The sequence below is a fragment of the Saccharomonospora iraqiensis subsp. paurometabolica YIM 90007 genome (assembly GCF_000231035.2).
GTDB classification, from domain to species: Bacteria; Actinomycetota; Actinomycetes; order Mycobacteriales; family Pseudonocardiaceae; genus Saccharomonospora; species Saccharomonospora paurometabolica.
The window spans coordinates 297,978-308,086 of sequence record NZ_KI912247.1 but is presented as its reverse complement, the minus strand read 5'-3'; the positions used below and the strand labels follow the sequence as shown (position 1 = coordinate 308,086).

The 10,109-nt window shown below is 71.4% G+C and carries 16 protein-coding genes; 5 read left to right on the top strand and 11 right to left on the bottom strand.

The window, feature by feature from the left end; genetic code table 11:
• Window positions 1–111 precede the first annotated feature (111 nt).
• Both SACPADRAFT_RS0215805 and SACPADRAFT_RS0215800 read right to left on the bottom strand, forming a co-directional pair.
• Window positions 112–507, bottom strand: a complete 396-nt coding sequence (locus tag SACPADRAFT_RS0215805; protein WP_051442476.1) for a MerR family transcriptional regulator — start codon at window positions 505–507, stop codon at window positions 112–114.
• 147 nt (window positions 508–654) lie between these two features.
• Complete coding sequence (locus SACPADRAFT_RS0215800; RefSeq protein WP_007025128.1) at window positions 655–1,563, bottom strand: class I SAM-dependent methyltransferase; 909 nt, start codon at window positions 1,561–1,563, stop codon at window positions 655–657.
• 181 nt (window positions 1,564–1,744) lie between these two features.
• Here SACPADRAFT_RS0215800 and SACPADRAFT_RS0215795 point away from each other — a divergent pair, with 181 nt between their 5' ends.
• Window positions 1,745–2,155 (top strand): hypothetical protein, encoded by a 411-nt coding sequence (locus SACPADRAFT_RS0215795; RefSeq protein WP_007025129.1) that lies wholly within the window; start codon window positions 1,745–1,747, stop codon window positions 2,153–2,155.
• Between the two features lie 14 nt (window positions 2,156–2,169).
• Here the strand turns inward: SACPADRAFT_RS0215795 and SACPADRAFT_RS0215790 are convergent, their stop codons facing one another.
• From SACPADRAFT_RS0215790 to SACPADRAFT_RS0215775, 4 genes are all read right to left on the bottom strand, one after another.
• Window positions 2,170–2,574, bottom strand: coding sequence for an Imm1 family immunity protein (locus SACPADRAFT_RS0215790; protein ID WP_007025130.1), 405 nt, complete (start codon window positions 2,572–2,574; stop codon window positions 2,170–2,172).
• Between the two features lie 86 nt (window positions 2,575–2,660).
• A complete protein-coding gene (locus SACPADRAFT_RS0215785) occupies window positions 2,661–3,311 on the bottom strand; it encodes a GNAT family N-acetyltransferase (protein ID WP_007025131.1) in 651 nt (216 codons plus the stop codon).
• A gap of 61 nt (window positions 3,312–3,372) precedes the next feature.
• On the bottom strand, window positions 3,373–3,672 hold the full coding sequence (locus SACPADRAFT_RS0215780) for a hypothetical protein (RefSeq protein ID WP_007025132.1): 300 nt from the start codon (window positions 3,670–3,672) through the stop codon (window positions 3,373–3,375).
• Window positions 3,673–3,846: 174 nt separating this feature from the next.
• Entirely contained in the window at window positions 3,847–4,833 is a 987-nt protein-coding gene (locus SACPADRAFT_RS0215775; RefSeq protein ID WP_007025133.1) for an LLM class flavin-dependent oxidoreductase, read from the bottom strand.
• 80 nt (window positions 4,834–4,913) lie between these two features.
• Between SACPADRAFT_RS0215775 and SACPADRAFT_RS0215770 the strand changes: the two genes are divergently transcribed.
• Window positions 4,914–5,585: a TetR/AcrR family transcriptional regulator gene (locus SACPADRAFT_RS0215770; protein ID WP_007025134.1), complete on the top strand. Its 672-nt coding sequence runs from the start codon at window positions 4,914–4,916 to the stop codon at window positions 5,583–5,585.
• Window positions 5,586–5,684: 99 nt separating this feature from the next.
• Here the strand turns inward: SACPADRAFT_RS0215770 and SACPADRAFT_RS0215765 are convergent, their stop codons facing one another.
• The 5 genes from SACPADRAFT_RS0215765 to SACPADRAFT_RS0215745 all read right to left on the bottom strand — a co-directional run bounded on the left by SACPADRAFT_RS0215765 (window position 5,685) and on the right by SACPADRAFT_RS0215745 (window position 8,943).
• Window positions 5,685–6,323 carry a lytic polysaccharide monooxygenase auxiliary activity family 9 protein gene (locus SACPADRAFT_RS0215765; RefSeq protein WP_007025135.1) on the bottom strand — a complete coding sequence of 213 codons (639 nt, stop codon included), beginning with the start codon at window positions 6,321–6,323 and terminating at the stop codon, window positions 5,685–5,687.
• A gap of 350 nt (window positions 6,324–6,673) precedes the next feature.
• Window positions 6,674–6,874, bottom strand: coding sequence for a DUF397 domain-containing protein (locus tag SACPADRAFT_RS0215760; protein WP_007025136.1), 201 nt, complete (start codon window positions 6,872–6,874; stop codon window positions 6,674–6,676).
• Window positions 6,871–7,731 carry a helix-turn-helix domain-containing protein gene (locus SACPADRAFT_RS0215755; RefSeq protein ID WP_007025137.1) on the bottom strand — a complete coding sequence of 287 codons (861 nt, stop codon included), beginning with the start codon at window positions 7,729–7,731 and terminating at the stop codon, window positions 6,871–6,873. Before SACPADRAFT_RS0215755 ends, SACPADRAFT_RS0215760 begins: the two co-directional genes overlap by 4 nt.
• A 154-nt stretch (window positions 7,732–7,885) precedes the next feature.
• The gene (locus tag SACPADRAFT_RS0215750; RefSeq protein ID WP_007025138.1) at window positions 7,886–8,086 is read right to left on the bottom strand and encodes a DUF397 domain-containing protein; all 201 of its coding nucleotides are present in this window, start codon (window positions 8,084–8,086) and stop codon (window positions 7,886–7,888) included.
• On the bottom strand, window positions 8,083–8,943 hold the full coding sequence (locus SACPADRAFT_RS0215745) for a helix-turn-helix domain-containing protein (protein ID WP_007025139.1): 861 nt from the start codon (window positions 8,941–8,943) through the stop codon (window positions 8,083–8,085). Before SACPADRAFT_RS0215745 ends, SACPADRAFT_RS0215750 begins: the two co-directional genes overlap by 4 nt.
• A 387-nt stretch (window positions 8,944–9,330) precedes the next feature.
• Between SACPADRAFT_RS0215745 and SACPADRAFT_RS0215740 the strand changes: the two genes are divergently transcribed.
• The 3 genes from SACPADRAFT_RS0215740 to SACPADRAFT_RS33055 form a co-directional block, all read left to right on the top strand.
• On the top strand, window positions 9,331–9,579 hold the full coding sequence (locus SACPADRAFT_RS0215740; protein ID WP_007025140.1) for an HC3 family zinc finger protein: 249 nt from the start codon (window positions 9,331–9,333) through the stop codon (window positions 9,577–9,579).
• A 63-nt stretch (window positions 9,580–9,642) separates the two neighbouring features.
• Window positions 9,643–9,855 (top strand): hypothetical protein, encoded by a 213-nt coding sequence (locus SACPADRAFT_RS0215735; RefSeq protein WP_007025141.1) that lies wholly within the window; start codon window positions 9,643–9,645, stop codon window positions 9,853–9,855.
• Window positions 9,856–9,889: 34 nt separating this feature from the next.
• Window positions 9,890–10,109: hypothetical protein (locus SACPADRAFT_RS33055; protein WP_007025142.1), on the top strand; the 220-nt coding region annotated here is incomplete at its 3' end.

Sequence of the window (10,109 nt, the reverse complement as noted above, 5' to 3'; positions counted from 1 at the left end):
GCGGCTGGAGGCCGTCGACACCCTGGAGGCCGTCGCCACGACCCTGGCCGGACCACCGGCCTGAGTGTCCCGGGCCCGGTGAGCTCCGGGACGGCGCGCCCGCCCCGGAGCTCACCCCGTGTCGTGGGACCGGTCGTCCGCGAGTGCGTCCCGCAGCGCGGCGGTGAACGCCTCGGCGGCGCAGAGTTCCTCGCGCAGTTCGGCACAGCGGCGTTCGGCGATCTCGGCGAACTCGCGCAGCCGCCGCCGGTCCCGCTCGGTGCGTCCACCCCCGTCCGTGCCGGGGTCCGGCGGGGTCAGCAGCGCGAGCAGTTCCCGCATCTCGTCGAGCGCGAAGCCCAGCGGTTTCATCCGGGTGACGAGGTCGAGCCGTTCGACGTCCGGCTCGGTGTACAGGCGGAAGCCGCCCCGGGTACGACTGCTCGGGGGGACGAGCCCGACCTCCTCGTAGTAGCGGATGGTGCGCAACGACAGCCCGGTACGGGCGGACACCTCGCCGATGCGCATGTGCTCACGCACGCTCGCGGACCTCACTTCCCTCCGGCCGTCGTCGCCCACCGTACCGTTTTCGTGACCATGCGTGCACACACATCGTGTCGGCCTTCACCGGAGTGCCGTGCTACGGGCGGTGGTGGGAGGGAGTGCGGGACGTGGTCACCGGTGCACGAGATACACCAGCTCGTTGTCCGTCTCGAAGCTCTCGACGCGCCACGGGCGCTCGGCCGCGAACTGCTCGAACGCCGTCGAGTGGGTCTGGAACATGCCCTTCGACCGTCGGCCGAGCGACTTGGTGGGGAAGGTGACCACCAGCGTGGGCGAGTTCACCGCGTCGAGCAGCTCCCACCCCGCCCCGGTGCGCTGCTTCTCCAGGCACGGCACGGTCTTGAGCAGCAGTGTCAGGTCGGCCGGTGCGGACACCGGCTCGTCGAGCAGGTCGGCCACGGCGGTCTCGTGCCGCACGCCGAGCAGGTCCAGGGCGCGGTCCAGGAACTCCATCTGCGGGGCGTCGATGTCCGAGGCCCGGTACACGGTGGAGGCGGGCAGTCCCATCCACGGCACGGCCAGCGGGTTGAGCCCGCACGCGAGGTCCCGCACGGTCGCGGGTACCGGGACGCGGTCGAAGATCTCGCGGTAGAACCGCTCCAGCGACGGCAGCCGCTCCCGCGTGCTGGCGTGCGCGCGCATCGCCCCGACCAGCACCTCCCGCGTGCGCTCGTCGGCCCCGCCGGAGGCGGTGTCGTGGGCCCCGCCGGACACGGCGTCGTCGGCCCCGCCGGGGTCGGCGTCGGCGACCGCCTCCTCGAGCTTGCGCAGGATGCTCCGGTACGGCGGCGCCCCGCCGGGGACGTACGCGCCGTAGATCTCGTGCAGACCGCGCTTGGTGCGCTTGACGGCGTCGGTGACGTCACCCCCGGACGAGACGAGCGCCCTGCGGGCCACCCGCCGCACGGTGGCCGGGGCGAGGCCGCTGTAGCGCTTGCTCTTCGTCAACGCCGCCTCGACGGCGTCCAGCCGCTCGTCGGAATCCGCCCCGTCGTCGGCCGGGCTCCCGGACACGCGCATCACGCCTTCCCCGCTCCGCCGGAACGGTCCCGCCCGGCACACCCAGTGTAGCGACCGGAACCCGCCGGACCGGCCGTCCCGACGTCTCCGAACGGGCACTCCGTCGTCCACACCGGACGGCGGTTCCGGAGGGCCGGGCGAGCCGTAAACCTTCCCTAACGTCAGGGTAGGATTGCCGGTCGTGACCCCAGAGAGTTTCGCCTCCGTGCAGGCCTACAACGCCGCGTACCCGGACTGCCCGATGCCCACGGAGCCGCACCTGCGCCACAGCCTGCGCGGCTACCGCGCCGCGATGGGGGGTGTCACCGACGACCTCACCGCCTCGGGGGAGTCGCCCAGCGCGGGCACGAGCGCGGGGCTGCCCGCGACGGCCACGCTCACCGTCGATTTCCTGCCCGGCGGGGCGCCCTTCCCGCACGAGCCGGACCGCACCGGCACCGTGGTGGCGACCCACTGGGGCGAGGCCCCGGTGATCGTGCTCGCCCGGCGGGTGTCGCTGCGCGCCGCGTGGGAGGCCGTCCGGCGCGACTGGCCCGGCCGACTGTCCGACGTGTACACCGCCGTGCGGGAGGCCACCGGCAGCACCGACTGACCACCCGCGACGGCTCAGCCCTCGTGCGCGGTCAGCGCGTCCTGCCAGCCCACCGATCCGGGGGCGCCGCCGCCGCTGGTGACGAACTCGACCAGCGCCGTGCGCAACGTCTCCAGCGGCACGCCGCTGCCCTTGGGGAACTGGGCCTCGGAGACGTCGGACAGCGCGGGCGACTCCGGGTCACCGACGCTGTAGGCGAGCAGTTCGTCACCGGAATAGAGCAGGTATCCCCAGCTCTCGTGGATCTGCACGTCGAGCGCCGGGTCGTCCTCCCCCTCGTGCACCGTCGCGGTGTACACCTCCTCGCCGGACAGCAGCGAGAGCAGCTCGTCGACGTCGTCGGCCCCCGCGACCGGGACCTCCCGGACGTCATCGGAACCGTCCGGAGCCACCGTCCGCACCGCCGCGTGGTAGGTCACCGTCGTCGTCCTCCTGCTCGCATCGGCTGTGGGCGTGCCGTCCCATCGTCCGGTACCCGCCCGGCGCGTCCGGCAACCGGGGCGGGTCAGGACCCGACGCCGAACTGCGCCCGGCACGCCTCGCCGAGCCCCGCGATCTCCACGTCCACCGCGCGGTGCCGCCGCCAGTCGGCACGGCTCAAGCGCAGCCGTTGCTCGACGGCGGGTGCTCCGCGCACGGCGTACCGGGCGATCCCGTCCGGCCGGTAGCCGAGCTTGTGCGACACCGCCAGGGAGGCGGCGTTGTCCGCGAAGGCACCGGTGACGGCCTCCTCCGCGCCCAGCCCGGCGAACGCGAGGTGCAGCACCGCCGCCCGCATCTCGGTGCCGAGCCCACGCCTCTGGTGCCGCCGCCCGAGCCACGACCCACTGCCGACCACGCGGGTGACGGCGAAGTCCCGCCCGGTGAGCTCCTGCAAACCCACGACGAGGCCGTCGTCGAGCACGACGAGCGGCAACCGCCAATCCGCCGGTTCCCAGGTGCCCAGCGCACGCCAGTGGTTCTGCGCCACCCCGCGCGCCCGTTCGAGAGGCGGCCGGTCGGTCCACGGATGCAGGAACGGCATCACCTCGGGTGGGTGGACGCCGTCAACGGCCAGGTCGGCCAGCGCCGCGAGCTCCTCGCCCCCGGGCAGGCGCAGCTCCAGCCGCGGGGTGCGCAGGCGCAGCCCGAACACGGGAAAATGTGCGTCCAGCATCGGCCCATGGTGCTCCGCCACCGCCGGGCCGGGCACGGCATTTTCCGTGCGCGCGCGGCGACTACGTCATGCCCTCGAAGCGCACCATGAGCGTGTCGAGGGCGTGCCTGGTCTGTTCGACCGACTGGGCGGACAGTTCGAGCTGGGCCAGCACGCTCTCGCAGTAGCCGCCGACCTCGTCGTGGGCCGCGGTGCCGCCGAGGCTGTTGCGCAGCAGGTCGGACAGGCCGCCCGCCATCGACAGGGCGTGCTGCACCGCGTTGTGGATGTTCGTGCACTGCTCCACACCCTGGTACAGCTGCGCCAGCGTCTCCTCGTGTGTCGCCATGTCGTCGTCCTGTTCTCCGGGTTCCCCGGTCATGTCACCCCCGTGACGTCAACCCCGCGGACCACCGCCCGCGGGCACCCGTGAGACGAGTCGGTCGCTCGTCCGCGCCCGTTTCTCCCCCGGCGCCGACGGGACGACGGGAGCGCATCATGCCACCCCGGACGACGTGGCGGGGCCGATTCGACGAGGTCGGCGGCCCCTCCGGGCTCACCCGCCGAGGCCGGTGGCCTCGGCCAGCAGCTCCATCGACCGGATGCGGTCCTTCGGCGTCGGCCCCTGGTGGGCGGTGATCAGCTCGTCGGCGTCGGCGTGGGTGGCGAACTCGTCGAGGTAGCGCTTGGTCTGCTCGGCCGTGCCGACGGCGCTGTAGCGGACCATGTTCTTGAGCTGGCCGCCCTGCGGGGAGTCCAGGATCGCGTCGGCCTCGGCGTCGGTGAAGTTGCGTCCCCGGCCGACCAGCAGCCGCACCCGCTGCCGCTTGACCACGGTGAACTGCTCCTGCGCCTCCTCCTCGGACTCGGCGGCCAGCACGTTCACCCCGGCGATGACGTGCGGCTCGGCGAGCTGGTCGGACGGCTGGAACTTCTCCCGGTAGACCGCCACGGCCTGCTCCAGCGCGTCCGGGGAGAAGTGCGAGGCGAACGCGTACGGCAGGCCGAGCATCGCGGCGAGCTGGGCGCCGAACAGCGACGAGCCGAGGATGTACAGCGGGACGTTCGTGCCCTTGCCGGGGACGGCCTCCACCCCGGGGATGGCGCTGCGCTCGCCGAGAAACGCCTGCAACTCCTGCACGTCCTGCGGGAACGAGTCCGCCGAATTGGCGTCCCGGCGCAGGGCACGCAGGGTGTTCTGGTCGGTGCCGGGGGCACGCCCGAGGCCGAGGTCGATGCGGTCCGGGTGCAGCGTGGCCAGGGTGCCGAACTGCTCGGCGATGGTCAGCGGGGCGTGGTTCGGCAGCATCACCCCGCCCGAGCCGAGCCGGATGCTGCGGGTGTGTGCGGCGACGTGCGCGATGAGCACGCTGGTGGCCGAGGAGGCGATGGCCTTCATGTTGTGGTGCTCGGCGTACCAGACACGGTGGTAGCCGAGCTGCTCGGCGCGCTGAGCCTGCACGACGGCGGCGTCCAGGGCTTCGCGGTTCGTCTCGTTCTTGCCGACCATGGCCAGGTCGAGGACGGACAGGACAGGGGTCACGAACTTCCACCTTTCCGGCGACCACCGCGCGGAGCGTGCGCTCCGGATTGACTCGTCCCACTGTACCCGGAGCGGAGCAGATGTTCCGCTTGGTGCGTGGCGGCCCGCCGTGGCCCTACGATGTGGGCGTGACCCGGCAGACGACGCGCGAGAACGCGCCCCCCGAGGATGCCACCGCCGCCGCGCCGCGACGGCGCGATGCGGTGAGCAACCGCGCCGCGATCCTGCGCGCGGCGGCCGTGGCGTTCTCCGAGCGCGGGCAGGCGGTGGACGTGCGCGAGGTCGCCCGCTGCGCCGGGGTGGGCATGGGCACGCTGTACCGGCACTTCCCGTCGAAGGACGCGCTGCTGGAGACGTTGGTCGCGGAGAGCTACGCGCAGTGGGTGGAGCAGGCCCGCGCCGTGGCCCGCACCCGGCCCACGGCGTGGGACGCGCTGGCCGGGTTCGTCGCCGACGCCCTGACCTACCAGCGCGGCGACCGCGCGGTGCTGGAGAACCTGGCCGCGGCCACCACCGAGGCCGGCCGCCTCTCGGCCTGCGACCGCTCCCTGCGTCCCCTGGTGGAGGACCTGGTCACCGCCGCGCACGCCGAGGGCGCGCTGCGCGGCGAGGTCACCGCCGACGACGTCCTGTGCCTGCTCACCGCCCTGGCCCGCCTGGTGGAACTCGACACCCCACCCGACCAGGTGACCCGCTGCCTGACCGTCACCCTCACCGGCCTCACCGGCGGCCCCCCGTTGGGTGTGTCGTGAAGGACCCCTTCCCTGCGTCCGACGCCGCGAGGGACTCCTTCCCTGCGTTGAGTGCAGTGAAGGAGTCCTTCGCGCCAACACCCGGGGTGACCAGCTCGGTCACTCGCCCGTGAAGCGGACGTCGCTGCAGAGGTAGTAGGTCTGGTCCATGTGGGCGGCTTTCCAGATGGTGTAGACGATGTGGTGGCCGGTGCGCTCGCCCGCGTTCACCTCGAAGGTGAAGTTCTCCACCTTCCCGACCGGGCCGACCTCCCGGGCGACGCGCAGGTCCTGCCACGTCAGCGGGTGCATCGTGGGGTCGAAGCCCGGCCGGGTGATGTAGACGCGGTAGTAGTCGGCGCCGTGCCGGGCACCGTCGCGGACGGTGACGGAGAAGGTGTTGTCCCGTTCCGCGGCTTTCCACTCGCCGACCGCGTCGAAGGCGGCGTAGCGGCCGTCCCGGGTGCGGCCGCCGCTGCACAGCTGCCCGTCCGGGATCGCGCCGCGGTGCTCACCGTCGACGCCGTTGCGGTACAGACCGTTCCAGTTCCACATCGCCTTCGGATCGGCCTGCCACGCCTGGTGACACATCGGGTCCCGCTCGGCCATCTCCGCGGACAGGTGGTCGTCACCCCAGCGTTCGTAGCAGCCGTACACCCGCGACGGCGGATCGGTGACGCTTCCGTGCGCCGACGCCGTCCCCACCGTCCCGGTGAGCGCCACGACCACCACCGCCACCAGTGCGAACGTCTTTCGCAAAGCCTGGCCTCCTCTCCCAACACCCACCGGACACGGACGGCCCGGTCCGAGACGGCACGGGAAACGCATCCCGTGCCGGGGACGTTAGGGACCTTTGGCGAGGACCTGCGGGAATGATTCCGGGACACACCCGGATTCCACCCGGAACAGTGATGCGCCCGTCGGCGAACAGTCCGAAATGGGCCACCGAGCCAAGCAGAATGTATGGCGGTTCCCGCCGCCGGTTCGGCGCCCGTTCAGCGAGATCGGACGTCTCCCTGCATGCGCCACCGCGCCGCTGGTGGATCAGGATTCGGGACAAGCTAGCCGGAGCGGCACCGGACGTGCCGGTGCCGCTGCACGCTTGCCCGTTACAGGTCGAACTCGCCGTCCTTGGCGCCCGCGAGGAACGCCCGCCACTCGGCGGCCGTGTACCGGATGACACCCGCCTCCGGGTGTTTCGAGTGCCGAATCAGGACATCGCCGCTGCCGTCCGTGGCGGCGGCGAACTCGACACAGTTGCCGTTCGGGTTGCTGTAGCTGCTCTTCGTCCACGCCAGAGGTGCCGTCATGCTGTCGCGCGCTCCAATTCGTCTGCGGTGGTCACGAGCAGGTCGGTCGACTCCTCGGGAGTCCGCGCGACCTCTCGCATGAGTTCCACGGCGTGCCGGTAGGCCCGCACATCGTCCCCGTCGAGGACGAACGCCCCGGAACTGTAGTGCTCAAAGTGCACCATCGCAGGCGCGTCGGGGAAGTCGTACAACACGAACGGCCCCGCCCACCCCGGATGCCAACCCACGCGCGGCGGGACGAGCCGGATCGTGACGTTGCTCCGCGCGTTCAGCATGACCAGGTGGCGCAGCTGGTCGACCATGACCCCGGGGGAGCCGATCCTCTCGTGGATCGCGCCCTCACCCACGAACGCCAGCATCATCACCGGGTCCCGCCGGGTGATCGCCTCCGAGCGTCCGACGCGCAGCATTACCCGCGCGTCGACCTCGTGCGGCGGTAGTTCGATCGCGTTCGCCAGGGCGCGCGCGTACTCCGCCGTCTGCAACAGACCGGGGACGACGTGCGGCGCCCACTCGACGATGGATGACGCCGAGCGTTCCGACTCGATCGCGCCGGCCAGCTGTTGTGGAATGCCCGGCATTCCCACGACCAGCCAGTTCGGCTCGGCCGCGTACCGGGCGAGGTCGACGAGGCGTTGCTTCTCATCCCCGGTGACACCCAGCAACGTCAGCAACGACGCCATGTCCTCCGGGCCCGGCAGCCGACGGCCGGTGACCCAGTGCGAGACGATCCCATGACTGAACCCCAACCGTTGGGAGATCGCCCGACCACTCAGCTTCGAGTCGTCGAGCAGCTTGCGCAGCGCCGCGGTCAGTGCGCGGGCTCGGGTGGTCATACCGTTGACGTCGACGGACATGGCACAGCGTAGTCATCCCGACATGTAGCATGACAAGTCACACGATGGGGACAATAACGGCTACCGGTCGTAGACACCACGGTGGGCAGCGCAGGAACACAGCACAGCGGCCCCGGCATCCGCTGGTCTGCCGGGGCCGCTGAGTGTCCGAGGGCTACAGGTCGAACTCGCCGTCCTTGACGCCCGCGAGGAACGCCCGCCACTCGGCGGCCGTGTACCGGATGAGGGTCGCGTCCGGGTGCTTCGAATGCCGGATCAGGACATCGTCGCTGCCATCGGCGACGGCGGCGAACTCGACGCAGTCACCGTTCGGACCGCTGTAGCTGCTCTTCTTCCACACCAGCGGGGCGTTCATGTCGTCGTGTGCTCCAAACTCTCCGCGATCTCGGCGAGGAACTCGGTCGACTGCGCCGGGGTTCTCGCCATCCCGCAGATGGTCTTGACAGCGGCCCGATACTCCTGCACGTCGTCCTCATCCAGGACGAAGGCCCCGGAGCTGTAGTGCTCGAAGTGCACCACGGGCGGAGCCTCCGGGAAGTCGTACAGGACGAACGGGCCGAGTAGGCCGGGGTGCCAACCGATGTGCGGCGGCACGATCTGGATCGTGATGTTCGGGCGGGCCGCCATCGCGAGGAGGTGCCGCAGCTGGTCGGCCATCACCTCCGGTATCGCGATCCGCTCCCGCACAGCGTCTTCGGCTATCAGCGCGTGGAACTCTACGGGTTGTCGTCGGGTGATCACCTCGGCTCGGCCCATCCGGAGCATGACTCGGCCCTCGACCTCGTTCAGCGGCAACCCGCTGGCCATGGCCAGCGCTCGGGCGTAGTCGGCGGTCTGGAGCAGCCCGGGGAGAATGTCCCTCGACCACTGCGTGATCGCCGACGCCGAGCGTTCCGACTCGATGGCCCCCGCCAACTGCTGCGGCAGGCCCGGCATGCCCACGACCAGCCAGTTCGGCTCCGCCGCGTGCCGGGCGAGGTCGATGAGGCGTTGCTTCTCGTCGCCGGTGACGCCCAGCAGCGTCAGCAGTGAGGCCATGTCCTCCGGGCTCGGCAGTCGACGGCCGGTCACCCAGTGCGAGACGATGCCGTGGCTGAAGCCCAGCCGCTGCGAGATCTCGCGGCCACTCAGTTCGGAGTCATCGAGAAGGTCGCGGATCGCCGCGGTCAGCGCGCGGGCGCGGGTGGTCATGCCGTTGGCGTCGACGGGCATGGCACACAGTTAGTCATCCCCACACAACGAAAACAAGTCACACGATCGGGAGAGCGGACTGCTCTCGGTAGACAGGCCCGCCCTCGGAAGCGAGAAGCGGTCGTTGTTGACCGCCTCCGACGAATCTCGGCGGTGTGAGGTCCGAACATGCGAAACCCGGCCCGCCCACCGTCCGGAAGGCTGCCGGGTCCACTTCACCGGCCTAGTGGTCGGTGCGTCGGTCATGCTATCCCGTTCTCGACGTTGCCGACCAGGTGAGACGGGCAGTCGGCACTTCGGCCGAATCACCCCTTCGGGAGATTGCAGCTACGAACCGTAGACAGACAGCGTGTCCTCCAGTGGCAGAGCCGTCGCGTCGCTGACGCGGTGACCAGGGGGAGGGCATCGATGCAGAGGTTCCGGTGGCAGCAGGCCGAGGGACGCCGGCACGCCTACGACGCCGAGACGGTGGGCACCGCGCATCCCGGGATCGCGTTCACCACGCTCTGCGGCGTCGAGGTCACCCCGGCGCGGCGCGACTTCGTGGAGCTGGACGGCCGGTGGCACGACCCGACCTGCTGGCACTGCGACCACGAGTGGCGCGTGCGCGACGACTTCCCGCCCTGCGACATCCCACGCCTGCCGGAGAACACGTGAACCCACCCACACCAGAGGCACCTGCTGTGCCGCGCGCTCGACCTCGCCCGCGGCATCAGCACCGTGCTCGCCGAACTGCGCACCACCACCGACGACCGGCAGCACGACGAGCCGGTGCCGCGTTCCGGGTGTGATCCGCCCGTGTCCGGGGACGGGGGCGCTGCGCCCGCGTCCCCGTCCCCGGCCGGCGGGGACGGGCCGTGTGTGGCGCCGGTCGAGCACGACGTCGACCGGCTCGCCCGGGACATGGCCGTGTTCGGCGACGGCCGCGAGTGACGCGGCGCGAGACGACTTCGACGGGAGGAAGCCGATGAGCCGCAATGAGGCGGCCGTGCTGGAGCACGGCCCCGCACCGTCCGAACCGGACGTTTTCGTGGCGCCGACGAGTGCGCAGGTGGAGTGGGTCCGGCGGGTGCTTCTCCGGGACCGCGGCCCGGGGCGGGGTGCGCGGCTGCTGCACGCGGCCTGCTACCCCGGCGACGAGGGTTGCGGTGCGGACCGGGAGACGGCCGCCGTGCGGGCGTTGCGGC